The organism is Coleofasciculus sp. H7-2, assembly GCF_042747725.1.
Taxonomy (GTDB): domain Bacteria; phylum Cyanobacteriota; class Cyanobacteriia; order Cyanobacteriales; family FACHB-T130; genus FACHB-T130.
Map to the genome: position 1 here is coordinate 1 of NZ_JBHZGO010000018.1, position 24784 is coordinate 24784.

Below are 24784 nucleotides of genomic sequence, written 5' to 3' on the forward strand. Positions count from 1 at the left end.
TCACTCGCAAGACGATTTGTTTTTCCAAGTCCATTTGGCTACATGATGTGGTGATTGGACTGTTCATCAATCGCTATGAGTTTGGCTTGTTAATTTAACTATCGAGCCACACGTCTAGAACATTACCCCCACACTATGTGGTGATGTTGCCTAAGTCCTATTCATGTTTCAGGAGTTTTGGGAGTCAATCATCTGGGGAACTGTAACCGTAAGTCCTCCCTGTTGTAAAGATTCGCTCAGACATCTAAGAATCTGTACCAGCTGGGCACCCACCCATCCGGAAGAAATCTCTGAAGATTGGTTCTGGCGGATACAGCCCAAAAAGCGATCGCAAACTCGCCCTAAAGGTTCGCCCGGTTCTATGCTCAATACTTCCCGGCTTTGATTGACTGGCGTATAAGGGCCAGCACTGGTGTTTTCAAAGCGTCCATGCTGAATGGTTAGCGGTGCCTCTGCTTGTAACTCATCAAAAATCAAAGTTCCCTCACTCCCCACGACGCACAGGCGACGCTGTTTATCAGGATTCAACCAGCACAGGTGAATAAAGGCTTGAAAGCCACTGGGATAGGTGAGTGTCGCCCAAACAAGGTCTCTTAAAGGATGAAGAATCAGGGATGAGGGATGAGTGTGAGAATTTACTTCATCTTTCATCTTTCCGGCTTCTTCCGGCAAAAAGACGGTACCGCCCGCTTGCACCTGAGTTGGCGTTGCCTGAAGCCAATTGTTGAAAATATTAATGTCGTGGATGGCTAAGTCCCAGAGTGCATCTACATCCTGGCGCACAGGACCTAAATGGGTACGGGCGGCGTAGCCATAGCGCAAATCTCCGAGAATTCCTGATTGGATTGCGGTTTTGCCTCGTTCAACCGCTGGGTGAAACAAATAGGTGTGGTCTACGAAGAGTTGCCGGTGCTGTTGTTCTGCTAATCGGCACAGTTCCAAGGATTCAGACGGATCGAGGGTTAGTGGTTTTTCTGCTAAGACGTGATAGCCTTGCCGGAGGGCGTCGGCGATCAGGGTGTAGTGGGTAGTGGCTGGGGTAGCGATCGCAACTGCCTCGACTTCCGGCATCTGTCGCACCTGGGACCATTCGGTTGTTAGAAGCACGCACTCATCTAGCTTAAACCGCTCTCGAAGTGCCTCTAATCGCTCAAGGTTAGGGTCTAATACCGCGACTAGACGGGATTGAGGATGCTCTAGAAAATTCCGCACTAGGTGTACACCCCAGCGCCCAGCCCCCAACACAGCAATTCCAGTTTTCATCGTCGTTTGTTGTTCGTTGTTCATTGAAGACTGGCTAATTATTCTTTGTCATTCGCAATTAGCCAGCCTTCAATTAGCCATAAACTAGGCTAATTCCTAATCGCTAAAAAAGCTTCCCTAGCAGCAGCTTGTTCGGCAGCTTTTTTAGAATGTCCCTTGCCTTGACCCAATCGACGCCCTTGCAGCCAAACCTCGGCGGTGAAACGCTCTGGATCGCCGTGAAGTCGTCTGGTTTCCTTGACGCGATATTCTGGCAGTATTTGGTAATGACCTTGCGTCCATTCTTGGAGGGCGTCCTTGTAGTTTTGGTAGGCTGGGTCAGTCCGAATTTCGGACGCCAGTTGTTTAAAGTGAGAATCTAGCCAGGGGCGCACCAGTTCCAATGTATGCGTACTCAAGTATAAGGCACCCAACACCGCTTCAAAGGCGTCTGCCAACCGCGAGGTAAGACCTGCTTTGTCACCAGCGGCACTATCAGAAATTAACAGGTAGCGATCCAGTCCATAACTATCTGCAATCCGCGCCAGAGTGCGATCGCTCACCAGTACCTTCCGAATTGCCGAAAATTCACCCACGGAACAATCAGGATAAACTTCCCATAAAAATTCAGACGCCGCCATCCGCACTACCGCATCCCCCAAAAACTCCAATTGCTCATAGTTCGCCGTTGTCGAAATTGTGGAGTGGGTGAGCGCTAAGTCGAGGAGCGACCACTGCACTGGTACCTGCTGTGGAAGCCCTAACTTTTGGATCAGATTTTGCAGCTGATGCTGGCGAGGAGGATAGCTGAGATTCATTGAAATGTGCTGGGCTTAGGGGAACCCCAATCATTTTTGCCACATCACTGAACAGCGCCTCGACCTGGGGCATCAGGGGTTCCATCAAACCATTTTGGCGCACATCCTCAACATAAATCAATCTACTCTCACCGATTGCTTTGCCGATAACGTTCATCGTTGCGCTCGTGTGAATACCTCGCAATTCTTGGTATTGGTTCGCAATCGAGCGGAACAATGATCTGTCCACTAAGCCACCCTGATTAACAAGAGTTCAAAATCGTGTAAATATCGCTTCTGGCAGACAGATTATCGTTAAATGTTACGGGTGGCTATCCGAAATTTCTTGAAGTCTTGACTTTTGTGACTGCATCAAGAGAAAAACGAGTTCATTATTAGATGAACTCGCTGCACTGAATTTATAAATTAGATTGATTTATCCTTAGCAAATGATTACTTTTCCGGCTGCTCATCCTTGCAGAGAATGCTTTGCTCGTACTCTTTTGCCGGGGAGACTTGATAAGCGATCGCTCAATTTACACAATTTTTTCAGACGCCAGTTGAAGAGGGTTTCTCCACCTAGACTTACCCTCGCCTCTCTAGCTCCTGTTAACAACACTTAAGCAAATTAAGGGAGAGAGTCGGTCATAAGCCGGGTTCTGTTCTCCACAGCAGCAGTGCCGCTGGGAGGGCGGTTATCTATCTGGGACGCCTGTTACCAGACGCCTCAAGCGGTTTTAAAACGGAACCGGAAAAAGACCAACCATGATTCCCTACCTTGCTCCCAACCGGGGTTTACCGAGCCAGCGCCTCTCGACGCTGCTGGTGCGCTCTTACCGCACCTTTGCACCCTTACCGGGACAATTAAAAATTATTCATTTTGCATTTTTAATTTTTAATTGTCCCGGCGGTATCTTTCTGTGGCACTATCCTCACGGTCGCCCGCACTGGGCGTTACCCAGCAAGTTTGGTCTTTCGGGAGCCCGGACTTTCCTCAGACTCGCACGAACGGCAAATCTGCAACCACCTGCGCCTACTCTCTCCCGTTCTTTAGTGTGGCATATTCAAGAGCCGAAGAATAGCTAATTCTAGCTTTTGAATTCTCACTTTGCCGATGCGGTTTTTCAGGAAAAATTCGAGACCCAAGCTGAAAATTAGATTATCCTAAATATAAGGTAATGATTTACGTAACTTAATAATTCTGCTGGTTACTGGACTTATGAGATGCATCATCAACCGCCGCGCTCAGTTTTCGGCGAGCCACCGTTATTGGCTGCCAGAACTGAGTCAAGCGGAGAATATACAAGCGTTTGGTCGCTGCACTCAGTCGCCTGGACACGGACACAACTACGTTTTGTTTGTCTCCCTTGCCGGGGATTTGGATGAGTATGGCATGGTGCAAAACTTGTCTGAAGTCAAACGGGTGATTAAACAGGAAGTGACCAGCCAGCTAGACTTCGGTTATCTAAACGATGTTTGGTCAGAATTTCAACAAACCCTGCCTACCACAGAAAACATCGCGCGGGTGATTTGGCAGCGTCTAGCACCGCACTTACCGCTGGTAAATATTCAATTATTTGAACATCCCGAACTCTGGGCCGACTATCAAGGAAACGGAATGGAAGCGTATCTGACGATTAGTACCCACTTTAGCGCCGCTCACAGACTGGCTCATCCTAACCTCAGTTACGAAGAGAACTGCGAGATTTATGGTAAATGCGCTCGTCCCAACGGTCACGGGCACAACTACCACTTGGAAGTGACAGTTCAAGGCGAAATTGATCCGCGCACGGGCATGATTGTGGATTTAGGAGCTTTAAACAAGGTAGTGGAAGATTATGTGCTTGAGCCGTTTGACCATACTTTTCTGAACAAGGATATCGCCTATTTTGCCCAAGTTGTTCCCACGGCTGAGAATATTGCCATTCATATCCGGAATCTTCTGCAAGAGCCTATCCGGGAACTGGGAGCAAAGTTGCATAAGGTAAAACTGGTTGAAAGTCCGAATAATTCGTGTGAAGTATACTGTACCGAAACAGCTTTAAATGCAGTGGGAATTCAAGATAGCGATCGCGCTCTAACGCCTGTATCTACTTGAAGTTTTAGCCGGGAGGCGTGAATTTTCAGAAAATGTCGGGAACAAACCCGCTATCGATTTTCGTCTACCGAGTCCCAAGCAGCGTTAGTCAAGTGGCAAGCAGGGGTAGCATTCCAACGCTTGGATCGATAACTTGTAAAATTTTTTGAAAAATTTGTTCAAAGCATAGAAGGTTAACAAGCCGATCCGGGAACACTAAAAAGAGACGACCTAGCCTCATACTGCAAGTCGGTGCTAAGCGAATCAAGGTGTTGAGAAAAATATATGGATCGCCGCGTTAACCATCACAACAGCCAGCAAAAGGGCGACCTACCTGAGGAGGAACGCATCACTGTTGTTCCTCCCACAGAGATTAGCGCTCATAGCCAACATCTGCCGACAACCGATAATTACACGAAGAGAGAAGCTGACCGACTGCTGGAGCAAGGTGCCCAGCAGCACCAAAACGGTCAATTTGAGGCGTCACGAATATCTTTTCAACAAGCACTCACGGTCTACTACGAACTTCAAGACCAGCGAGGAGCAGGAAGAACTCTTGGCAATTTGGGGCTAGTTTACTATGCCTTGGGAAATTTTGCCAAAGCGGTAGAGTATTCTGGGCAAAGTTTAGCGATCGCCCAAAGTATCAAAGACCAGCGATTGCAAAGTCAGGCGCTGGGAAATATCGGCAATGCCTACCGTCACTTAGGCAACCATGCCAAAGCCATTGAGTTTCAGCAACAAAGTCTGCTAGTCGTGCGGGAACTGAAAGACTTGAGTGCAGAAGTGGCGGCGCTGAACAATCTCGGACTGGCTTACAAGGCACTGGGAGACTACTCAGCAGCGATTGAGTACCAGCATCAGAGTTTGATAGTAGCGCGGGATCTCCAAGACCGTGAGGCAGAAGGTCAGATCCTGAGAAATTTGGGAAATGCTTGCTACGCTCTGGGAGATTACTCAGCAGCGATTGACTACTATAAGCAGCGTTTAGCACTCGTGCAGCAGACTGGAGACCACCGCATTGAGGTACAGATTCTCAGAAATCTGGGGAATGCTTGCTACGCAGTCGGGGACTACTCTGCGGCGATTGACTACGGAGAGCAACGCCTAGCGATCGCTTCGGCAACTGATGACCTCCGCTCCCAAGAGCAGGCACTTTCGCATTTAGGAGTGGCTTCCGAGGCATTGGGCAACTATGCTAAAGCAATTGAGTATTACGAGCAACGCTTGAGGATAGCGCGAATCCTCCAAGACAGTCGAGTAGAAGGGCAGGCTTTGGGAAGTCTCCGAGTGGCTTGCTATGCTTTGGGCGATTACGCCAAAGTGATGGAGTACGACCAGTAGCGTTTAATTAAAAATAAAAATAAAAAATTCATTAAGGCAATCTATGGATTGCCGAAAGCTTATTGAGCTTAATTACTCCCGAAAGGCTTGCTAATTATGTTTTTCAGCTTTTGTTTCTAATCTATATCCGTATAGCGTAGATTCAGCTAAAAACTTTTTTAATTTTTAATTTTTAATTTTCTCTAGCTACGTCCCGCTTTTGGGAGATGCATAGAGACCGTTCGCCCGATTATCACTAAGTCTTAACAGAAAAATGCTGGACTCAATCAAGTCGTCTTGGGGTGTCTGATAATATGGGCAAGAGGAATTCACCCCGCAATTGTACCCAGCTATCTTGCCTAAACGATACACAATTGTACTAAAACAACGATATGGAGGATATGGACACCATGCAAACTGACTATTCCGCCCCAGACACCGAAAAAACCCAGGTAGAGGTGAGAGTTGACGCGCCAGGGGAATTGGCAGCGCTACCCCCAGCCACGGAATCAACGGAAAAGTGGCAGCAAATTGGAGAACAAATTTCCGCATTTTTCGCAGAACTGCCAGATTACTTGGGTGAGTTCTTCTCGGAGTACCAGCGCCCGCTGACCACTGTGGGTCTAATATTAGCTGGCATCATCACCGTGAAGGTGACGCTGGCGGTTCTGGATGCGCTCAATGATATTCCCCTGCTAGCGCCTACCTTTGAACTGGTGGGAATTGGTTACTCAGCCTGGTTTGTTTACCGTTACTTACTCCGAGCCTCTAATCGTCAGGAGTTGTCCGAGGAGTTTAAAACTCTCAAAGGGCAAGTTGTTGGTGGGGATTCGATCAACCCGTAAGTTTCTCATTCTCCTGTTTTCGTGACATTCTGACTTAGGGGTAGCACTTCGTGCCTGCCCCTATTGGTTTTCATTTGTTTACCTTGTGAATGCTGGGTAGACAGTGCGTGCGCCCCTAACTTGATATTTTCAAGCGAGTCGAATCCAAAATGATATTTTGGATTTTAGATTATGGAAGACTTGCGGTGATTGCGTCTCTACCACTTGGTTTGGTAGTTAAATATACCAGCAATGAGGGATCATTCAAGCTCGCTGGGTGTAAAGTGTTCCACCGACAAGATTGCCCCGCTCAAGTCGGCTCCACTTAAATCGGCTCCGCTCAAGTCGGTTTCACTTAAGTCAGCTTGAGTCAAATTCGCCTTAATCAAGTCGGTTCTATTCAGATTTACGCCAATGAGTAGGGCGCTACTTAGGTTAGCTTCACACAAGATTGCATCGCTGAGGTTGGCATAGCTCAGATTTGCCCTTCTCATATCTGCGCCAGTCAGATTTGCCCCAGTTAAGTTAGCTCCAGTCAGCTCAGCTCCAATCGGTTCAGTCTTAACTAGCCTTGTACCAATCAGTCTGGCTTTATCAAAATTCGTCCCGATCAAGTCAGCACCCGTTAGGTCAGCACCCGTCAGGTCAGCACGACTCAAGTTTGCCCCACTCAGGTCAGCACCTGATAGGTTTACCCCCCGCAGGTTGGCTCCTGCCAGGTTAACTCCTTCCAGAATCGTCTCGCTGAAATCGACCTGACCCAGGTTGGCTCCTTCCAGGTTTGCCGCCTTCAAATCTAACTTCCGGAAATCGCGTTCTCCAGCGGCATATCGTTTTAAAACCTCATCCCCATCCATTTCTATTGCCTCTAAATTGCTTCCGGTTAGCGTGGACTTAGGAATTTTGGATTTTAGATTTATTTTCGATGAATTGCCAATCTAAAATCTTGCTAGCGATCGCGAAGCGCTCCAAAAAGTCAGTTCGCTACTCGTGCGTGGCTGCATTTGGCATAATGGCACCAGTCATATCGGCGTCACGGAAATTGACTCGATTTAGGTTAGCGTCAATTAGAACTGCTTCAATGAGAATCGCCCCAGTCAGGTTTGACCAGCAGAGTTTTGACCTGTACAAGTTAGCTCCTGTGAGATTAGCTCCTCGCAGAGTCGCCCAACTCACATTTGCTCCCCTCAGATTGGCCTTAATCAAGATGACATTTGTCAGATTGGTTCCGCTCATCTTGGCTCGACTCAAATCTGCTTGAGTGAGATTCGCTCCAATTGCACTGGCTCCATTTAAAATAGCGTTTGCTAAGTTGGCTTTCTCCAGGTTGGCTCCAATTAGGATGGCATTCGTTAAGTTAGCACCTTCCAGCACAGCTCCAATCAAGGTAGCATTCGTCAAGTTGCTTCGACTCAGGGGTGCATCAATCAGTTTGGCTCCCGTCAGATTGGCATCGCGGAGAATTGCCTCGCTCAAAAGAGCGTGACTCAGGTTAGCTCCGGCGAGGTTGGCTCCGCTGAGATTGGCAGCGCGCAAACTCGCTTCAGTCAGAATCGCTTCGCTCAGGTTGGCGTCAATCAGGCTAGCGCCGATCAGATTTGCCTCACTGAGGTTAGCGCGGAGAATCGCTCCATTTAGATTTGCCTCGCGTAGGTTCACTCCCATTAGGTATGCCCCAATTAGATTTGCTTCGCGCAGGTCTGCTCCCCGCAGGTTCGCTTCGCTGAGGTCAATTCCCATCAGGTCTGCTTTCCGCAGATTTACCTCTCGAAAATCTCGTTCACCTGCTGCGTAGAGCCGTTTCAGTTCATCAGCATCCATCTCAGACCTCCCTTCAGGGTACTGCCGCTACAGTCGTTAGGGATGGGGTTCAAACCCTCTTTTAGAGAGGCAAGAAAATAGCGATCGCAGTCTATGCCAAGAGCTGCCCAATGGTGGGATGACAGACGCTCAAAGCCAAAAATAAAGGTTGTAATCGACGATTTGGCTCGACACAGAACCATGACACGTTGAGGCAGGAGGTTACACTCCCTAACCCTTGAGTGTGTAAAACCTCCTGGGTACACAGGTAGAGCGAACATTTGTTTAGATCCTTCACTTCGAGCGGGACTCAAAAACGGTGGAACTCGCGTTTGGAGCCTGGTTCAGCTAAATGGTTGGACATTCGGTGTAGATGCTTGAGCGAGTTTGCCTGTTAAATACTAGAACCAGTAGCCGTGAGGTTGAGAAAGCTTACACTATAACCGTAAGGTTAAGTGTGGGATAAAGTCACTAGGCTTCATCGCGCCTGGAATTTCCTCGGAGGCGTTGCGATCGCGAAGCGCTCCAAAAAATCAGTTCGCGCGTTTTCTATCAAAGATTTACAAGGCTGGAAACTCCTAGATCATCATTAGAGCTAGCGGTTAAAATCTAGCTACTGAATCTTATTCCTAACTTGAGGGATCAACTCCGCCCAATTAAATCTAATTGTTACAAAATAGCTGCCAGCTGGTAGCTGTCAGCAGGTAGCTCTTTGACAGGAAGATTCCTGTAATCTAGTTATATGGAGAGACCTTGTCTCAAACGCCAAACCTGCAAAGAGAATAGCCGATCCAAGGAAAAGCAATCTTAAGGACAGAGAATGCCGGAGAATTTGAGAAGCCAAGTCGTAACCCAAGGCGTACAGCGATCGCCCAACCGGGCTATGTTACGTGCTGTTGGTTTTGGAGATGAAGATTTTACGAAACCCATTGTGGGAATTGCCAATGGGTACAGCACCATTACCCCCTGCAATATGGGGTTAAATGAGTTGGCGAAACGGGCTGAAGCTGGGGCTAAGGTGGCTGGGGCGATGCCTCAGATGTTCGGCACGATTACCATCAGCGACGGCATTTCAATGGGCACCGAAGGAATGAAGTATTCCCTGGTGTCGCGGGAGGTGATTGCCGACTCGATTGAGACTGTCTGCAACGGGCAGAGTATGGATGGAGTGCTGGCCGTTGGAGGCTGCGATAAGAATATGCCGGGAGCGATGATTGCGATCGCTCGGATGAATATTCCGGCTATTTTCGTGTATGGCGGTACGATTAAACCCGGAAATCACAACGGGCGCGATTTGACGGTTGTGAGTGCCTTTGAAGCGGTGGGGCAACACAGCGCCGGGAAAATTGACACGAATGAGTTGCTGCAAGTAGAACGCAAGGCTTGTCCGGGTGCCGGTTCTTGCGGCGGGATGTATACCGCTAATACGATGTCTTCTGCTTTTGAAGCGATGGGAATGAGCTTGCCTTATTCTTCCACAATGGCAGCAGAAGATGCTGAAAAAGCAGAAAGTGCTGAGAAATCTGCTTTTGTGCTGGTAGAGGCAATTCAAAAACAACTTTTGCCGCGACAGATTGTTACCCGAAAAGCGTTTGAGAATGCGATTTCGGTGATTATGGCAGTGGGTGGTTCTACGAATGCTGTGCTGCACTTACTAGCGATCGCTCATTCCATTGGCGTCGAATTATGCTTGGATGATTTTGAAACAATTAGAGCCAGAGTGCCCGTTTTATGCGACCTGAAGCCTAGCGGTAAGTATGTCGCCACTGACCTACACAAAGCCGGTGGAATTCCCCAGGTGATGAAGATGCTCCTGGTACGCGATTTGCTACATGGGGACGCCCTGACCATCACCGGACAAACCATTGCTGAAGTCTTGGCAGATGTCCCAGAACAGCCCCGCGCTGACCAAGATGTTATCCGTCCCTGGAATAACCCGATGTATGCCCAAGGACACCTAGCCATCCTGAGAGGCAATCTGGCAACAGAAGGGGCTGTCGCCAAAATTACCGGCGTGAAAACCCCTTCAATCACAGGTCCAGCGCGGGTGTTTGAATCTGAAGAAGCTTCTTTAGCAGCAATTTTGGCTGGCAAGATCAACCGTGGAGATGTCTTGGTGATTCGCTACGAAGGTCCCAAGGGGGGTCCGGGAATGCGAGAAATGCTGGCTCCTACTTCTGCCCTGATTGGTGCAGGATTAGGGGATGCTGTCGGCTTGATTACCGATGGACGCTTCTCTGGCGGGACTTATGGGATGGTTGTCGGTCACGTAGCACCAGAGGCGGCTGTAGGAGGCGCGATCGCTCTCGTTGAAGAAGGCGATACGATTACAATTGATGCACGCGATCGTCTGTTACACCTTCATGTACCTGATGAAGAATTAGAACGTCGTCGCGCCGCTTGGCAACCGCCTAAACCCCGTTATACAACTGGCGTACTGGCAAAATATGCCAAGTTAGTCTCTTCTAGTAGTGTCGGAGCCGTGACGGATTTAGACTTGGGTTGACAACAGTCTTTAGCGGTTAGACAAACAAAAAAATGAAGTATAAAAGAAAGATAAAATTTCTATTTATACTTCATTTTTTATAACTTTTAACAAAGATTAACAATTAATGAACAGCGATAAACTTCCTCCTGGCAGGATGGGGTTGCCGATGCTGGGCGAAACACTCGCGTTTGTGTTCGACCCCAAATTTATCGAAAAGCGCTATCAGCAGTATGGCTCTATCTTTAAGAGTCATGTTATTGGCAAACCTACAGTTTTTATGGTGGGGCCAGAGGCAGCTGAATTTGTCCTCTCCAGCCACATGGATTGTTTCTCGTGGCGCGAGGGGTGGCCCAACAATTTTAAAATGCTGCTGGGCGAATCCCTGTTTGTGCAAGATGGCGAGGAGCATCGCAGAAATCGCCGCCTGATGATGCCAGCTTTGCATGGCGCAGCGCTAGGAAACTACGTCGCCACAATGGAGTCGATTACGCAAAGCTATCTCCAAAAATGGCAGCAGAAACAGGAATTTACCTGGTTTGATGAGTTCAAACAGCTAACATTTGATATTGCTAGTCAATTATTGCTGGGTACAAATCCGGGGCCAGAAGCGGTTCGTTTGAGCCTATTGTTTACAAGGCTAACAAATGGGCTGTTTGCCATCAACCCGCTGCCTTTACCGTTTACGCAGTTTGGGAAAGCGATCGCTGCTCGTAACGAAATTTTAGAACATTTGAGCAAAGTGGTGCGCGATCGCCAGCAACATCCGACTAAAGACGTTCTCAGCCTTTTATTACAAGCCAAGGATGAAGACGGTAACGGCATGAGCGAGAAAGAAATTCGCGCCCAAGCGATGCTGTTACTATTCGCTGGGCATGAAACGACCACTTCAATGCTGACTTGGTTGTGCCTGGAGTTAGCCCGTCACCCAGAGGTGCTGCAACGCGCCAGGGAAGAACAGCAGCAGCTTGCCGCTACAGGAGGGGTGAATTTAGAACAATTGGGGCAAATGCCCTATCTAGACCAAATTCTCTCTGAGATTGAAAGACTACATCAGCCTGTCGGCGGCGGATTTCGCGGCGTCGTCAAACCATTTGAATTTAATGGCTTTCATGTTCCAACTGGATGGCAGGTGGTGTATTCGATTATCGGGACTCACCGACTACCAACGGTTTACCCCGAACCAGAGCGTTTCGATCCAGACCGCTTCAGCCCCCAACGGCAAGAACACAAGCAACGTCCCTTTAGTTTAATTGGTTTCGGCGGTGGGCCGCGAATTTGTATTGGGATAGCATTTGCGAAAATGGAGATGAAAATTGTAGCCGCCCACTTACTACGCAGTTATCAGTGGGAACTCTTGCCGAATCAACGCCTTGATTCAGTAGAAATTCCCACCAGCCACCCAAGAGATAGGCTGCGCGTGCGGTTTCAAGCCTTGCAAGTGCTGTGTGAAAAATAGGTATGAGAGAGCGATCGCGCTGGTTCGGGAAAGCGATAATATCACGATTGAGGAACCAAAGACTATATAAGAACAAACGTAGCAAAAAGCGTTTTCCTCTAGTAGTGCTATGTCTAATCCCATTCAAACAGCGATCGCTTCTTCTATCAATGAGTGGCTGCAAGCTCACCCCTCCGTCTTGCGGCTACTTCAGATATTCATCTGGGCGACGAATCACCCAATTGTCAGCTTAGTTATTTTATTGTTTGCAGTAGCGATCGCTGGGAGCTTAATCAAAGCTGTCGGTCGCTTAATTGAAACAACTAGCTTATCAATATTAAAAGCTCCTTTTAAGTTAATTCAGCTCTTGTTTGGAGTTAGTTTTCAATCAATGGGCAAATTTGGGGGCTTAGCATTTAAACATCTGACAAGTGCTAAAAATGCCGAACTTCCAGCTTTACCAGATTCAATTTCTCAACCTACTCAGAAGGATAAACAGCAAAGGCTGGCAGAGATTTCTTCTAGGCTAGAAACAATTCAAAAAGAGCAGAACGAGCTTTTACAAGAAGTGGCAGCAATCCTCACTTCAGACAAAATTGATATAGAAGTTTGAAAAGTGAAGGGATATCAAGTAATTTATGAGCGCAACTCTAATCGAGACAAAATTAATCTCCTCTATAAAAATATGTTTTTGACTACATGACTCTCTTTAAAAATAAGTATCGGATTGAATCTACTCGTTTGAAAGGTTGGGATTATGCTAATGATGGATGGTATTTTGTCACCATCTGTATTCGCGATCGCAAATGTTTTTTCGGTGATCTAGCGGCTGGGGAAATGCAACTATCAGCAGAAGGTAAAGTTGCAAAAAATAATTGGTGTGAAATTACTAATTATTTCCCAAATTTCCAATTAGACGAATTTATTATAATGCCAAATCACATTCATGGCATTCTGGTTGTTCATCAAAATAGAGACGCGATTAATCGTAGAGACGCGATTAATCGCGTCTCTACAGATGACAATATGGGCGGAAGAGGTGGAGTTACCAAACAACATAATCCAATGTTGTCGAAAGATTCACTTTCCAGAGTTATCCGGTGGTACAAAGGACGATGCAAATACGAAATTGGAAAAATTAACCCAGCCTTTTCTTGGCAACCGCGATTTGATGACCGCATTATCCGTGATGAAAATTCTTTGAGTCAGGTGAGACATTATATCGTCAACAACCCTCTGAGATGGCAAGATGACTCTGAAAACCCAGCAAATTTACCGCCCAAAGAATCTAAAAACAGATTTTAAACCATGTCATAAATCTCTGTAGAGACGCGATTAATCGCGTCTCTACAGAGATTTGGCGATCGCGCATATTCTTTGAAGGAATATTTAAAACTATGCCATGTAAAGTAAGAGCGCGTTTTTCCTATCTAGTGCATGTCCAAGATAATTCAAGAATTACTTAAAAAAATTTATAAAATTATCTTTACCTGAATCTGGAAGCTCAAATGTATCTACAAGAGACCCGATATCTTTTCAACTTTCCGAGTACGTGAGGCGATATCTCAGGACTTACGCAAAGCTTATACATATAGCGTTTTTGTAGGGGCAATCCCCTGTGGTTGCCCTCAGATGTCGCGCAAGTTGCGTAAGTCCTGATCTGATGAATCCAGCAGTCTATAGACATACTTCACTTTCCTATCTACTAGACTGTCAAGACAATTTTGATGGTTTGTTCTAGACGCGATCAATCGTAGAGACGCGATTAATCGCGTCTCTACCCTCTTATCTAAAGCCAGAATAGTAAAGCTGTGCTACTCCTAAAAAAATGGGAGCAGTTTGCAAGCTGCTCCCAAAGTTTACTCAATAACTATGGCGATTAGTAGTCGAAATCGCCGCCCATGCCAGCGCCAGCGCCAGCAGGAGCGCCATCCTTCGGCTCAGGCTTGTCAACCACAATGCACTCAGTTGTCAGCACCATGCCAGCGATAGAAGCGGCATTTTGCAGAGCGGAACGAGTCACCTTAGCGGGGTCAACGATACCAGCTTCAAACATATCGACGAACTCATTCGTCGCCGCGTTGAAACCAACGTTGAAGGGCTTCTCTTTGACACGCTCGGCGATGACAGCGCCATTCTGACCAGCATTTTCAGCAATCCGCTTCAGAGGAGCAGCCAAAGCACGAGCGACAATCATCGCACCCGTCAACTCTTCATTCTTCAGGTTGGCGCTAGCCCACTCTTCCAACTGAGGAGTTAGGTGAGCCAGAGTTGTACCGCCGCCAGGAACGATACCTTCTTCCACAGCAGCTTTGGTAGCGTTGATGGCATCTTCCAGACGCAGCTTCTTGTCCTTCATTTCGGTTTCGGTAGCAGCGCCCACTTTGACGACGGCGACGCCACCAGCCAGCTTAGCTAGACGCTCTTGCAGCTTCTCGCGGTCGTAGGAAGAATCGGTTTCGTCCATTTGACGGCGGATTTGTTCGCAACGAGACTTCACAGCGGCTTCGTTGCCTTCGGCGACAATTGTGGTGTTGTCCTTGGTGATGTTGACGCGGCGAGCTTTGCCCAGCATCTCTAAGCGGGTGCTTTCCAGCTTCAGACCAGCGTCTTCGGTGATCAGCTGACCGCCAGTGAGAACGGCAATGTCTTCCAGCATTGCTTTACGGCGATCGCCAAAACCAGGAGCCTTGACAGCAGCCACATTCAGCACGCCCCGCAGGCGGTTAACCACCAGGGTTGCCAGAGCTTCTTTCTCGATGTCCTCAGCGATAATGATCAGAGGACGACCGGCACGAGCGACTTGCTCTAGAACGGGCACTAAGTCTTGGACAAGCGTGATTTTCTTGTCGGTCAGCAGGATGAAAGGCTCTTCTAGAACTGCTTCCATCCGCTCCATGTCGGTAGCGAAGTAGGGAGAGATGTAGCCTTTGTCAAAGCGCATCCCTTCGGTGATTTCCAGTTCGGTGGTCATGGACTTCCCTTCTTCCAGGGAAATGACGCCTTCTTTACCCACCTTATCCATCGCTTCGGCGATCATCCGACCAACTTCTTCGTCGTTACCAGCAGAGATAGTACCAACTTGAGCGATCGCTTTGGAATCTTCTACTTGTTTGGCGTGTTCGGCAATCTTTTCCACCAGGAAGCCGGTGGCTTTGTCAATCCCGCGCTTCAGAGAAATTGCATTCGCACCTGCAGCAACGTTTCTCAAGCCCTCTTTCACGATTGCGTGAGCGAGAACGGTTGCAGTCGTGGTGCCATCACCAGCAGCATCATTGGTCTTAGAGGCGGCTTGACGAATTAAGGCGACACCCGTGTTTTCAACGTGATCTTCTAATTCAATTTCTTTGGCAATGGTGACACCATCATTCACGATTTGTGGTGCGCCAAACTTCTTCTCTAGTACCACGTTGCGGCCTTTAGGACCGAGAGTAACAGCCACAGCTTCAGCTAGGATGTCCATCCCTTTTTCCAGGGCGCGACGAGCGTTTTCGTTGTAAATAATGCGCTTAGCCATAGTTCCTCAGTTGTTTTGAGTTTTGAGTTTTGAGTTTTGAATGAGTGTTGAGCGTTGAGTTTTGAGTGTTGAGTTAAGCAGATGTTTTAACTCGGAACTCTCAACTCAGAACTCAGAACTTTATGAAACGACTGCTAAAATGTCCTTCTCTGAGAGCAGAACGTACTCTTCTGTGCCGAGTTTGATGTCTGTGCCAGCGTACTTGGAGTAGAGAACCTTGTCGCCAACAGCGACTTCTAACTCAACACGAGTGCCTTTGTCATCGCGCTTGCCAGGTCCCACAGCGACGACTTCGCCTACTTGAGGCTTTTCTTTAGCATTATCAGGAAGAAGAATTCCACCAGCGGTTTTCTCTTCAGCAGCGCTCACTTTCACAAATACGCGCTCGCCCAGCGGCTTAACAGTGGATACGCTTAGAGATACAGCTGCCATACAAACTTCGCTCCTATTACAGGTTTGACTCAAGAGACACAATTAGTTCGTTGAGAATTAGCACTCTCAACCTCTGAGTGCTAATTTAGCCCAACCAGTGTGCGATCGCAACCAAATTCTTTGTACGGGTTCCCGAACTTGTCCGGTTGCAGCAGTACTTTAGTAGAAATACTCAAGACAAAGGATGGCTAAAGCCATTGGGATGGCATAGCGCGATCGCACTCTATCTGCTAAAAAAAAATTGGAACCGCTAAAATCTCGTAAAAACGGGATATCTCGCCTCTTCCCAGGAAATAAAATAAATAATGACTGAAAACCCAGTGGCTGAGTCTAGCCCTGAAATTCCGGAAACTTGTCAAGCACCAGACCAAGATGCTCTCTTTGCTTGCGTGCAGACCTTAGGACTCAATCAAATTCAGCGCCACATCTTCATCTGTGCCGATCCAACCCTACCCCAGTGCTGCTCCAAGGAAACCAGTTTAGAATCTTGGAACTACTTGAAAAAGCGACTTAAAGAGTTAAAACTAGACAAGCCTTCCGACAAAAGCCCCTTTTGCATTTTCCGCACCAAAGCTAACTGTCTGCGAGTTTGCTCCTCTGGCCCAATTCTAGTAGTTTACCCAGATGGCGTTTGGTATCGTGGAGCGACTCCTGAAGTCATTGAGCGGATTATCCAAGAACATCTGATTGGCAACAGAATTGTTCAAGAATACGCTTTCTTAGTTCATCCACTACCAAAACCCTATACAGTAACATAGTAGCTACGTTATATTCTTCCGTGTACCTACTAGATTTTCGTCGTTGTGACCCATGTCAGTGACTATAATTTCTAAAAACAGATTATAGTAATTGCCTAGACTTAGTAGGAATCGGTGCAGCAGGGTGCTGAAAAAAACGTAAACTATACGTAGAAAACGGTTTAAATTTTCACAATTCCAGGTTTGGCGAGTGGCACAGCATGAAAGACACCAGTATCAGAGATAACAAACGACTGTTGCTGATTGATGACGACCCCAACCTGATTTTGCTGGTCAAGGACTACCTGGAATTTCGGGGGTACGAAGTCATCACCGCTGAAAATGGTCGGGAAGCACTGGAAGTTCTAGAGCATGATATTCCAGACATGATTATCTGTGATGTCATGATGCCAGAGATGGACGGCATTGCCCTCGTCCAACACGTGAGAGAAGATCCCCGCATCAGCTGGATTCCAGTTCTGTTCCTCTCAGCGAAAGGTCAAAGCCAAGACCGGGTGAAGGGTCTCAATACTGGGGCAGATGTCTACATGGTCAAGCCCTTTGAGCCAGAAGAACTGGTGGCGCAAGTGGAATCCTCCCTCAAGCAGGCCACTCGCCTAATTCATCATCCAGCCAGAGGAACCGAAGGAGGATCGAAACTCCAGGTACCCGACTCTGTAGAATTAACCCCGACCGAGCTGAAAGTGGTTCAGTTTGTGGCAAGAGGTATGGCAAATCGAGAAATTGCCGAGCAGATGAATGTCTCTCAGCGCACAATTGAAAGCCACGTTTCCAATATGTTAGGTAAAACGAATCTCCATAACCGCACGGAGTTAGCTCGTTGGGCGATTGAGAGTAATATGGCTTAACAATTAAAAATGCAAAATTAAAAATTAAAAATGAATAATTTCTATTTTTAATTTTGCATTTTTAACTCTTCGTTACCACCCATCTTGTTCGCTGTCTGATTTGCTCCAGAGTTCTAGATCCAGTTCATTCAAATAAGTTAAGGCGCTTTGAAGTTGGCGAGTCGATCCTGAGAGTTCCAGGTCAAACCAGCCATCGTCTCTGGCGTTGGCTCCCAGTAGGGCAGCGGCGATATTGACTGTGACACCGTGGTGAGAGACCAGTCGCGAGATGATTGGCTCTTCCTGGTACTCTTTGGGAATGCGGATTCTGACACGCATTTTAGTGGTTCTATTATCTTCTTGCCCAGTCGTAGATTGGGCTAGTTGAGCTGAATTCACAGGCAAGTTATTTGTACTGTACATAGCCCTCAATTCCTCCTATTCAACATCTTTAATACGGGTTTTACGCTCTAGAATTTCTTTCAAAACGAGGGTGACTAACGCGAGTGCCCCAAGCAAAACGGCGGCTGAGAAAGATGCTTGAGTCTGGTATTGCTTATAAGCTTCCTCCACAAACAACGGCAGGGTTTGAGTTTTGCCCGCAATATTGCCAGATACAACCGAGACGGCACCAAACTCGCCCATGACTCTGGCGTTGGTCAAAATGACGCCGTAGAGGAGACCCCAACGAATATTCGGCAGGGTGACGCGCCAGAAGATTTGCCAGTCATTAGCACCCAAAGTTTTAGCCGCTTCTTCTTGATCTGAACCGGCTTCTTCCAAAACGGGAATCACTTCACGGGCGACAAAGGGCATCGTAATAAATGCACTCGCCAATATCATTGCAGGGGTGGCGAAAATAATTTTTATGTTTGCTGCCGCTAGCAGTGGACCAAACCAGCCATTGCGTCCATAGAGCAGCACGATCATCAGTCCAGCGACGACCGGGGATACGGCAAAGGGGATGTCTAAAAGGCTGATGAGAAAGGTTCGACCCCGAAATCGATGCCGTGCGACCACCCAGGCTGCACATAGCCCAAACACGACATTCAGCGGTACGACAATTAGGGCGATCAAGATAGTCAGCTTTACGGCATGGAGAAAATTGGGTTCCGTCAGATTTTGTATAAAAGGACCAACCCCTCCCTTAAATGCTTGCACAAAGACGTTGATGGCTGGAATGAACAGAATCACAGCCAAGTAAGCGATCGCTACCCCAATTAAAGCAACTTTTACCCAGCTTTTTTCCTTCTCGATTGAGGAGACTTGAGGAGTTTTTGACTCTGGATTAAAAGACTTCCCTGCTAAATTAGAGTTCATACCGTCGTCCCCACGCTTGCAAGAGATTAATTACTATTAGAACTAACAGCGAAATTGCTAATAAAACGGTGCCAATCACCGTTGCTCCTGAATAGTCATACTGTTCCAATCGCTGAATAATCAACACTGATGCGATTAAGTCTTTAAAGGGTACGTTGGCAGCCACAATTACGATCGAGCCATATTCTCCAACAGCACGCGCAAACCCCAACGCTACACCCGTTAAAATTGCTGGCATTAAAGGTGGCAAAACAACTCGCCAAAACGTCTGAAATTTAGAGGCTCCCAAAGACCAAGCAGCTTCTTCGATTTCATGCTCCATTTCTTGCAATACAGGCTGCAAGGTTCGCACGACAAAGGGCAAGGAGATAAACACCATCGCTACCCCCACCCCCAAGCGCGTGAATGCCACTTTAATTCCCAAAGGTGCTAGCAGGGAACCAATCCAGCCGTTATCGCTGTAGACCGTTGCCAGTGTCAAACCCGCGACTGAGGTAGGCAGTGCAAAAGGCAAATCAATGGCGGCATCAATCAACCGTTTGAATGGGAACTCATAGCGAACCAAAACCCAAGCAATTAAAACGCCAAACACCCCATTGAGCAGTGCCGCAATAAAGGCTGTGATAAAGGTGACATCATAGGTGGCAAGAGCGATGGGACTGGTGGCAATTCTCCAGAAATCAATCGGTTTCTCTGTACTTGCTTTCAACAGAAGCGCAGACACGGGCAGGAGGAGCATGATGGTCATATACCCCAAAGTAATCCGCCAAGGCCACGACATACTGCTTATCTTGAGAAAGGGGTTTTTCCAAACAGAAGTTCGTTGAGGAGGAGCCGATACAGCCATAGGAAAGTATCCAGTATTAAAGGATGAAGAATTTCGGGAATCGTTCTTGGTTTTTACTGGTGGCTAATTGCTAATGAGTCTTGGTCTTTTGTTGGTTGATAATGACGCAATTAGCAATTAGTAAGTCTTTATGTGCTGCCAGCCTGAATTTTGTCAAAAATTGCTCCGTCATCAAAAAACTTCTTCTGGATCTCGTCCCAACCCCCCAAATCTTGAGCGGTGAAGAGAGTTTTTACTGGGGTATACTGCTTCGCTACTTCTTCCCCCACTGTAGGATCAACGGGTCGGAATCCCACCTTGGCAAATTCTCGTTGGGCTTCTGGGGTATACAGAAACTTGACAAACGCTTCGGCAATTTCTCTAGTGCCGTGTTTGTCAACGTTTTTGTCTACAACGGCGACAGGGCTGTCGATGGAGATGTTCGCATCGGGCACGACATAAGGAAGTTTCTGACCGTTTTGCCCAGCCAATACTACTTCGTTTTCATAGTTGATTAAGACATCTCCCTGCCCTTGCTTGAAAAAGACATCACTGGCTTCGCGGGCGTCTTTAGGTAGCACGGGGACATTCTTGTAAACTTTGGTGACTAATTCTTGGGCTTTGGCATCGTCACCGCCCGTTCTGGTCACCGATCCCCATAAACCTAAGAAATTCCAGCGAGCGCCACCAGAAGTTTTGGGGTTAGCTGTAATGACTTTCACGTCATCTTTCGCTAAGTCTGCCCAGGTTTTAATTCCTTTGGGATTGCCGTCGCGAGTAACCAGTGCTGCAACAGATTTGCTGACAATTGCACCATTAGGAGCTTCTTTCTCCCAACCGGCTTCAATCAACCCCGCTTTCTCAATCTTCTCGGTATCAAGAGCGAGAGCCAGGTTTACAACGTCCGCATCTAGACCATCGATTACGGCACGGGTTTGGGAGCCAGAGCCACCATAGCTTTGGTTGAAGGTAACGTTTTGGTTGTGTTCCTGTTTCCACTTAGCGGTGAACTGGGGAATAATTTTTTCGTAGGCGGCGCGAGTCACCGCGTAGGAGACGAGGGTTACTTGTGCATCGCCGGTTTTCGCCGCTGGACTGGAACCACCTGAGGCAGTCGTTGTCGGGGAATTAGAGTTATTGGGGGCGCAAGATGCGATCGCTACACTTAAACTCATCCCCAATAGGAACAGAGACACAAAACCCTTCCGGGAAGTGACCTTCAGCCATCTGGCTGTCTGTTGTTTCCACGGATGAAATGCCTTAAGCCGAGTAATTTGCCACAAACGCATGAACGCTCTCCTTTAATCCCCGGTACATCGATCGGGATACCGTAATTTTGAGTACGAACATAAATTTTACAGCAACTAAGAACGTTTGTGTCTGGTTCCGCGAAATTTCAGCCAGAGGTTTGGTGGAGAGGAAGGCGAGGGCGATCTCTACTCCAACCCAAATTAGCTTGATGATTTGGCTCAGTTTCCTGGGAAAAAATTAAGTATTAATACTGGAAGGACTGGATATTTAATTCAAAAATTGCTATTCTATACGTTGGTTGCTGGTGTAGCTCAGGGGTAGAGCAGCTGATTTGTAATCAGCCGGTCGCAAGTTCAAATCTTGTCACCAGCTTTTTTGGTGAGGTTGTGTCTTTTAGAAAAACGCGGATCTAACGAAGGCGTTATGAGTGTTGGGTTTAAAAGACTTTTTAACTAACCTAACCCCACGGCGTGAAACACAAACGAAAGATTTCTACTTTTCGTAGTTTTACTATCCGTCGTTTAGACTAACACTTCATAAAAGCTTCACATTTTTAGCGAAAACCGGCTGCTAATTAAAGAATTGGTAAAGATAGACTGTGACGGAAAACTGTAGTGATAGTTCCTCCGTACAACACACAGTCATAGTCAATTACCAGTTAAAACTAAGCATATTTGCGTAGTTTTACATAGTTGTTGAATTTGGCTGATAAAACTAGAAAAAATTAGCAGTCGGAGAACTACCCATGAAACTAAATAAGCTCGGTACAGCGATCGCTGCATTAGCCGTAATTACGACGTTCGATCTGTTCGGCGTTGCCAAATCTGTAGATGCAGCTACCATCAAGCTGATTGGTCTGAATGACGATAACAGTCTGGTTTTCTTTAACCGCAAACTTTCCAAGATTTCTAGCACAGTGAAGATCGCAGGGGTTGATGGTACTTTGCTAGGTATTGACTTTCGACCAGCCAATGGTCTGCTCTACGGTGTCACAGACAAGAACGGCATTTATACCATTGACACCACCACAGGTGCTGCGACTTTGGTAAGTAACCTCAGCGTTCCTTTCACTGGAGGAGTCATGTCAGGATTTGACTTCAACCCGGTACCTGACCGCCTGCGGCTTGTCGGTAGCAACGACCAAAACCTTCGTACCAACGTGAATAGTGGTGCGGTGATTACTGATGGAACCTTAGCCTATGCGGCTGGCGATCCCAACTTCGGAACTAACCCCAATATTACCGCTGCGGCCTACACTAATTCGTTTGCTGGGGCGATCGCAACTACACTATACGGCATCGACTCCGCTCTCGACATATTAGTTACGCAGGCTCCGCCTAATGCTGGCACCCTGAACACCGTAGGTTCCCTCGGCATCGATTTCGGCGAGACAGGAGGGTTTGACATCTTCACGACTAAACAGGGAGGTAGCATCGTCAATACTGCCTTCGCAGCTTCCGACTCGAAACTCTACAGCATCAACTTAGGCACGGGTGCTGCTACGACACTGAGCAGTTTCAGTAGCGGGAGCGGTAATATTATCGGTCTTGCTGCCACTTCCGTCCCTGAGCCTGGTACTGTAGGTTCTTTGATCGGTTTCGGTGCGCTTGCCCTACTAAGTCGCCGCCGTCGCGTCAAGTCGGCTAATTAATTATAGTTTTGAGAGTTCATACTGTGCCCTTGTGCTTTTTGGGCTTTCAGTAGGGTGGGCATTGCCACTCTACTAGCTAACTCGCCCCTAAATTGCCAGAGATTTTTTGTTTGAAGGGGAAAATTTCAGACTGTGTGAAGCAGATTGCCCCTCCACTAACCAGATCGGGAATGGGCGATCGCTTCCCCAATTTGCTTTAGCACCCGCAGTACATCGTACAATTCATTGCGACGACGGTAGAGTGAAAAATCGTCAGATAAAGCATATTCAGGAAAGTTACCTTTGACCAGCTTAATGAACATGAAGTAACTGCCATTGGTCACCATACCAAAGGTAGGTTTATCTGGGTTAGGATTAGCCATCATATAAGTCAAAGCTTGTGGAATGGCAATATCTACGTTGAAGTTTGTACGCTTTGACTCAACTACCAAAATCCAAAATTGGTCTTGCAATACCAGAACATCAATGCGTCCCCGATAGATTTCATCTCTGTCTTCAACGGCAATTTGTACGGTTGGTTCAGCACTAATTTTAAAGGGAAAATCGTAGAAACCTGCTAGTTCCAATAGTGGAGATAATACCACCAAATTAACCGCACCTTCCGCCAAAAGACCATCTTCCCTATGATAGTGGTATCTTCTTTTAATCCGATCCAAAGTTTCTTTTTCCCGATCGGTAATTTCAGGCAAACCCTCGAACCATTCATTGAAGAAGTGGTCGTCTGCGGCAAGTATGAGATTGAATTTATCCCGCACTTGACGCAGTGTGCTGATGTTCTCGGCAATAGGAATTATCTTTACCATCGCTTAAAAATCCACGGTCAACGGCGCACGAGGGAAAGGAATAACATCTCGAATATTACCCATTCCAGTCATAAATTGCACTAAGCGCTCAAACCCCAAGCCAAAGCCAGCGTGAGGAACGGTGCCATAGCGCCGTAAATCTAGATACCACCAATAATCCGCTGGATTTAGCCCTTGAGCTTGAATGCGTCTTTCTAGCACATCCAGACGTTCTTCCCGCTGCGATCCCCCAATAATTTCGCCAATTTTAGGAGCGAGGATATCCATTGCGCGGACGGTTTTTTCATCGTCGCTTAAGCGCATATAGAAGGCTTTAATTTCTGTTGGGTAGTCGGTGAGGATGACGGGTTTTTTGAAGACTTCTTCAGCCAGATAGCGTTCGTGTTCTGACTGCAAATCCAAGCCCCATTTGACGGGATACTCGAATTGTTTATCGGCTTTTTCCAAAAGCGCGATCGCATCCGTATAAGTCAAGCGTTCAAACTGGTTGTTAATGATATTGTCTGCTGTAGCGAGAACGGAGTTATCAATTCGCTGGTTAAAAAACTCCATATCTTCAGGACAAGTATCTAGCACATACTTGAAGATATGCTTCAGGAAGGCTTCGGCTAAGTCCATATTGCCTTCTAAATCGCAGAAAGCCATTTCTGGTTCTACCATCCAAAATTCTGCCAAGTGGCGAGAAGTATTGGAATTTTCGGCTCGGAAGGTGGGACCAAAAGTATAAACGTTACTGAATGCCATCGCCATGACTTCAGCTTCCAGTTGTCCGCTGACGGTGAGGTAGGCAGGGCGTCCAAAAAAGTCTTTGCTGTAATCAATCTCCTGGGCGTTTGTGCGGGGGATGTCCTTCAGGTTGAGGCTGGTGACGGTAAACATCTCTCCCGCTCCTTCACAGTCACTAGCGCTGATAATGGGGGTATGAACCCAGAGGAATCCCCGCTCTTGAAAGAACTGGTGGATCGCATAGGAACAGGCATTGCGGACGCGGAAAACGGCACCAAAGGAATTGGTGCGCGATCGCAAATGCCCAATTGTTCGCAAAAACTCAAATGAGTGACGTTTCTTTTGCAGCGGATAGGTTTCGGGATCGGCTTCCCCGTAGACTTTCACCGTTTCCGCCTTCAGCTCAATTCGTTGTCCTTTTGCCGGAGACTCTACCAGCACACCCGCAACTTCTACAGAAGCACCTGTGTTCAGCTGTTTGATGATGTTCCCATAATCTGACAAATCTGGATTGAGTACAACTTGGAGGTTAGCCATTGATGAGCCATCGTTGACTTCAACAAAGGCACATTCTTTCAATTCTCGCTTCGTTCGTACCCAGCCTTTGATCGTCAGCTGCTCATCTGGCTGACTATTTCGCAATATGTCTGCAATCCGTCGAGTCACCATGTTGTTATCTGTTGTTAT

General features: G+C 47.3%; 24 protein-coding genes, 1 tRNA gene and 1 other RNA gene. 12 read left to right on the plus strand and 14 right to left on the minus strand.

Annotation, left to right across the window (positions count from 1 at the left end; translation table 11 throughout):
* The first annotated feature begins 14 nt into the window (after positions 1–14).
* A complete protein-coding gene (locus ACFW2W_RS03065) occupies positions 15–98 on the plus strand; it encodes a hypothetical protein (RefSeq protein ID WP_378173273.1) in 84 nt (27 codons plus the stop codon).
* A gap of 70 nt (positions 99–168) precedes the next feature.
* On the opposite strand, the gene ACFW2W_RS03070 is transcribed toward ACFW2W_RS03065, so the two are convergent.
* The 3 genes from ACFW2W_RS03070 to rnpB form a co-directional block, all read right to left on the minus strand.
* Entirely contained in the window at positions 169–1287 is a 1119-nt protein-coding gene (locus ACFW2W_RS03070) for a Gfo/Idh/MocA family protein (protein WP_378173172.1), read from the minus strand.
* Positions 1288–1352: 65 nt separating this feature from the next.
* Complete coding sequence (gene rnc / locus ACFW2W_RS03075; RefSeq protein WP_378173175.1) at positions 1353–2060, minus strand: ribonuclease III; 708 nt, start codon at positions 2058–2060, stop codon at positions 1353–1355.
* A 611-nt stretch (positions 2061–2671) separates the two neighbouring features.
* An RNA gene (rnpB, locus tag ACFW2W_RS03080) (RNase P RNA component class A) lies at positions 2672–3080 on the minus strand.
* Between the two features lie 178 nt (positions 3081–3258).
* On the opposite strand from rnpB, the gene ACFW2W_RS03085 reads away from it, so the two are divergent.
* The 3 genes from ACFW2W_RS03085 to ACFW2W_RS03095 all read left to right on the plus strand — a co-directional run bounded on the left by ACFW2W_RS03085 (position 3259) and on the right by ACFW2W_RS03095 (position 6284).
* Positions 3259–4137 carry a 6-carboxytetrahydropterin synthase gene (locus ACFW2W_RS03085; protein WP_378173178.1) on the plus strand — a complete coding sequence of 293 codons (879 nt, stop codon included), beginning with the start codon at positions 3259–3261 and terminating at the stop codon, positions 4135–4137.
* A 264-nt stretch (positions 4138–4401) separates the two neighbouring features.
* The gene (locus ACFW2W_RS03090) at positions 4402–5460 is read left to right on the plus strand and encodes a tetratricopeptide repeat protein (RefSeq protein ID WP_378173181.1); all 1059 of its coding nucleotides are present in this window, start codon (positions 4402–4404) and stop codon (positions 5458–5460) included.
* 389 nt (positions 5461–5849) lie between these two features.
* A complete protein-coding gene (locus tag ACFW2W_RS03095) occupies positions 5850–6284 on the plus strand; it encodes a CAAD domain-containing protein (RefSeq protein ID WP_378173183.1) in 435 nt (144 codons plus the stop codon).
* Positions 6285–6523: 239 nt separating this feature from the next.
* Here the strand turns inward: ACFW2W_RS03095 and ACFW2W_RS03100 are convergent, their stop codons facing one another.
* From ACFW2W_RS03100 to ACFW2W_RS03110, 3 genes are all read right to left on the minus strand, one after another.
* The gene (locus tag ACFW2W_RS03100) at positions 6524–7120 is read right to left on the minus strand and encodes a pentapeptide repeat-containing protein (protein ID WP_378173186.1); all 597 of its coding nucleotides are present in this window, start codon (positions 7118–7120) and stop codon (positions 6524–6526) included.
* 127 nt (positions 7121–7247) lie between these two features.
* A complete protein-coding gene (locus tag ACFW2W_RS03105) occupies positions 7248–8084 on the minus strand; it encodes a pentapeptide repeat-containing protein (RefSeq protein ID WP_378173189.1) in 837 nt (278 codons plus the stop codon).
* Positions 8066–8266 (minus strand): hypothetical protein, encoded by a 201-nt coding sequence (locus tag ACFW2W_RS03110; protein ID WP_378173192.1) that lies wholly within the window; start codon positions 8264–8266, stop codon positions 8066–8068. Before ACFW2W_RS03110 ends, ACFW2W_RS03105 begins: the two co-directional genes overlap by 19 nt.
* Before the next feature lie 617 nt (positions 8267–8883).
* On the opposite strand from ACFW2W_RS03110, the gene ilvD reads away from it, so the two are divergent.
* From ilvD to ACFW2W_RS03130, 4 genes are all read left to right on the plus strand, one after another.
* Entirely contained in the window at positions 8884–10569 is a 1686-nt protein-coding gene (ilvD, locus tag ACFW2W_RS03115) for a dihydroxy-acid dehydratase (protein WP_378173195.1), read from the plus strand.
* Positions 10570–10675: 106 nt separating this feature from the next.
* On the plus strand, positions 10676–12007 hold the full coding sequence (locus tag ACFW2W_RS03120; RefSeq protein ID WP_378173198.1) for a cytochrome P450: 1332 nt from the start codon (positions 10676–10678) through the stop codon (positions 12005–12007).
* Between the two features lie 109 nt (positions 12008–12116).
* The gene (locus ACFW2W_RS03125) at positions 12117–12599 is read left to right on the plus strand and encodes a hypothetical protein (protein WP_378173201.1); all 483 of its coding nucleotides are present in this window, start codon (positions 12117–12119) and stop codon (positions 12597–12599) included.
* A gap of 86 nt (positions 12600–12685) precedes the next feature.
* Positions 12686–13291, plus strand: a complete 606-nt coding sequence (locus ACFW2W_RS03130; RefSeq protein WP_378173203.1) for a transposase — start codon at positions 12686–12688, stop codon at positions 13289–13291.
* Positions 13292–13865: 574 nt separating this feature from the next.
* Here the strand turns inward: ACFW2W_RS03130 and groL are convergent.
* Positions 13866–15503 carry a chaperonin GroEL gene (gene groL, locus ACFW2W_RS03135; protein ID WP_378173206.1) on the minus strand — a complete coding sequence of 546 codons (1638 nt, stop codon included), beginning with the start codon at positions 15501–15503 and terminating at the stop codon, positions 13866–13868.
* 120 nt (positions 15504–15623) lie between these two features.
* Positions 15624–15935 (minus strand): co-chaperone GroES, encoded by a 312-nt coding sequence (gene groES / locus ACFW2W_RS03140; RefSeq protein WP_378173209.1) that lies wholly within the window; start codon positions 15933–15935, stop codon positions 15624–15626.
* Positions 15936–16240: 305 nt separating this feature from the next.
* Between groES and ACFW2W_RS03145 the strand changes: the two genes are divergently transcribed.
* Both ACFW2W_RS03145 and ACFW2W_RS03150 read left to right on the plus strand, forming a co-directional pair.
* On the plus strand, positions 16241–16693 hold the full coding sequence (locus ACFW2W_RS03145) for a ferredoxin (protein WP_378173212.1): 453 nt from the start codon (positions 16241–16243) through the stop codon (positions 16691–16693).
* Positions 16694–16893: 200 nt separating this feature from the next.
* The gene (locus ACFW2W_RS03150; RefSeq protein ID WP_378173214.1) at positions 16894–17541 is read left to right on the plus strand and encodes a response regulator transcription factor; all 648 of its coding nucleotides are present in this window, start codon (positions 16894–16896) and stop codon (positions 17539–17541) included.
* A gap of 72 nt (positions 17542–17613) precedes the next feature.
* Here ACFW2W_RS03150 and ACFW2W_RS03155 read toward each other — a convergent pair whose 3' ends face one another.
* The 4 genes from ACFW2W_RS03155 to ACFW2W_RS03170 form a co-directional block, all read right to left on the minus strand.
* Positions 17614–17943 carry an NIL domain-containing protein gene (locus tag ACFW2W_RS03155; RefSeq protein ID WP_378173217.1) on the minus strand — a complete coding sequence of 110 codons (330 nt, stop codon included), beginning with the start codon at positions 17941–17943 and terminating at the stop codon, positions 17614–17616.
* Between the two features lie 15 nt (positions 17944–17958).
* Positions 17959–18840: a sulfate ABC transporter permease subunit CysW gene (gene cysW / locus ACFW2W_RS03160; RefSeq protein ID WP_378173219.1), complete on the minus strand. Its 882-nt coding sequence runs from the start codon at positions 18838–18840 to the stop codon at positions 17959–17961.
* Complete coding sequence (gene cysT, locus ACFW2W_RS03165) at positions 18830–19687, minus strand: sulfate ABC transporter permease subunit CysT (protein WP_378173222.1); 858 nt, start codon at positions 19685–19687, stop codon at positions 18830–18832. The genes cysW and cysT overlap by 11 nt, the downstream gene beginning before the upstream one ends.
* A 128-nt stretch (positions 19688–19815) precedes the next feature.
* Positions 19816–20955 (minus strand): sulfate ABC transporter substrate-binding protein, encoded by a 1140-nt coding sequence (locus tag ACFW2W_RS03170; RefSeq protein WP_378173225.1) that lies wholly within the window; start codon positions 20953–20955, stop codon positions 19816–19818.
* Positions 20956–21217: 262 nt separating this feature from the next.
* Between ACFW2W_RS03170 and ACFW2W_RS03175 the strand changes: the two genes are divergently transcribed.
* Positions 21218–21289, plus strand: a tRNA-Thr gene (locus ACFW2W_RS03175).
* Positions 21290–21662: 373 nt separating this feature from the next.
* Positions 21663–22568: a DUF4394 domain-containing protein gene (locus ACFW2W_RS03180; protein WP_378173227.1), complete on the plus strand. Its 906-nt coding sequence runs from the start codon at positions 21663–21665 to the stop codon at positions 22566–22568.
* A gap of 155 nt (positions 22569–22723) precedes the next feature.
* Here the strand turns inward: ACFW2W_RS03180 and ACFW2W_RS03185 are convergent, their stop codons facing one another.
* Together ACFW2W_RS03185 and asnS are read right to left on the minus strand one after the other, a co-directional pair.
* Entirely contained in the window at positions 22724–23371 is a 648-nt protein-coding gene (locus tag ACFW2W_RS03185; RefSeq protein ID WP_378173230.1) for a type I restriction endonuclease, read from the minus strand.
* Positions 23372–23374: 3 nt separating this feature from the next.
* Positions 23375–24766: an asparagine--tRNA ligase gene (asnS, locus tag ACFW2W_RS03190; RefSeq protein WP_378173233.1), complete on the minus strand. Its 1392-nt coding sequence runs from the start codon at positions 24764–24766 to the stop codon at positions 23375–23377.
* Positions 24767–24784 lie beyond the last annotated feature (18 nt).

Excerpts from the sequence above, each read along its gene's own strand:
- ACFW2W_RS03070 (WP_378173172.1), bottom strand. The coding sequence starts at position 1,287 with ATGAACAACGAACAACAAACGACGATGAAAACTGGAATTGCTGTGTTG.
- rnc (WP_378173175.1), bottom strand. The coding sequence starts at position 2,060 with ATGAATCTCAGCTATCCTCCTCGCCAGCATCAGCTGCAAAATCTGATC.
- ACFW2W_RS03085 (WP_378173178.1), top strand. The coding sequence starts at position 3,259 with ATGAGATGCATCATCAACCGCCGCGCTCAGTTTTCGGCGAGCCACCGT.
- ACFW2W_RS03090 (WP_378173181.1), top strand. The coding sequence starts at position 4,402 with ATGGATCGCCGCGTTAACCATCACAACAGCCAGCAAAAGGGCGACCTA.
- ACFW2W_RS03095 (WP_378173183.1), top strand. The coding sequence starts at position 5,850 with ATGCAAACTGACTATTCCGCCCCAGACACCGAAAAAACCCAGGTAGAG.
- ACFW2W_RS03100 (WP_378173186.1), bottom strand. The coding sequence starts at position 7,120 with ATGGATGGGGATGAGGTTTTAAAACGATATGCCGCTGGAGAACGCGAT.
- ACFW2W_RS03105 (WP_378173189.1), bottom strand. The coding sequence starts at position 8,084 with ATGGATGCTGATGAACTGAAACGGCTCTACGCAGCAGGTGAACGAGAT.
- ACFW2W_RS03110 (WP_378173192.1), bottom strand. The coding sequence starts at position 8,266 with ATGGTTCTGTGTCGAGCCAAATCGTCGATTACAACCTTTATTTTTGGC.
- ilvD (WP_378173195.1), top strand. The coding sequence starts at position 8,884 with ATGCCGGAGAATTTGAGAAGCCAAGTCGTAACCCAAGGCGTACAGCGA.
- ACFW2W_RS03120 (WP_378173198.1), top strand. The coding sequence starts at position 10,676 with ATGAACAGCGATAAACTTCCTCCTGGCAGGATGGGGTTGCCGATGCTG.
- ACFW2W_RS03125 (WP_378173201.1), top strand. The coding sequence starts at position 12,117 with ATGTCTAATCCCATTCAAACAGCGATCGCTTCTTCTATCAATGAGTGG.
- ACFW2W_RS03130 (WP_378173203.1), top strand. The coding sequence starts at position 12,686 with ATGACTCTCTTTAAAAATAAGTATCGGATTGAATCTACTCGTTTGAAA.
- groL (WP_378173206.1), bottom strand. The coding sequence starts at position 15,503 with ATGGCTAAGCGCATTATTTACAACGAAAACGCTCGTCGCGCCCTGGAA.
- groES (WP_378173209.1), bottom strand. The coding sequence starts at position 15,935 with ATGGCAGCTGTATCTCTAAGCGTATCCACTGTTAAGCCGCTGGGCGAG.
- ACFW2W_RS03145 (WP_378173212.1), top strand. The coding sequence starts at position 16,241 with ATGACTGAAAACCCAGTGGCTGAGTCTAGCCCTGAAATTCCGGAAACT.
- ACFW2W_RS03150 (WP_378173214.1), top strand. The coding sequence starts at position 16,894 with ATGAAAGACACCAGTATCAGAGATAACAAACGACTGTTGCTGATTGAT.
- ACFW2W_RS03155 (WP_378173217.1), bottom strand. The coding sequence starts at position 17,943 with ATGTACAGTACAAATAACTTGCCTGTGAATTCAGCTCAACTAGCCCAA.
- cysW (WP_378173219.1), bottom strand. The coding sequence starts at position 18,840 with ATGAACTCTAATTTAGCAGGGAAGTCTTTTAATCCAGAGTCAAAAACT.
- cysT (WP_378173222.1), bottom strand. The coding sequence starts at position 19,687 with ATGGCTGTATCGGCTCCTCCTCAACGAACTTCTGTTTGGAAAAACCCC.
- ACFW2W_RS03170 (WP_378173225.1), bottom strand. The coding sequence starts at position 20,955 with ATGCGTTTGTGGCAAATTACTCGGCTTAAGGCATTTCATCCGTGGAAA.
- ACFW2W_RS03180 (WP_378173227.1), top strand. The coding sequence starts at position 21,663 with ATGAAACTAAATAAGCTCGGTACAGCGATCGCTGCATTAGCCGTAATT.
- ACFW2W_RS03185 (WP_378173230.1), bottom strand. The coding sequence starts at position 23,371 with ATGGTAAAGATAATTCCTATTGCCGAGAACATCAGCACACTGCGTCAA.
- asnS (WP_378173233.1), bottom strand. The coding sequence starts at position 24,766 with ATGGTGACTCGACGGATTGCAGACATATTGCGAAATAGTCAGCCAGAT.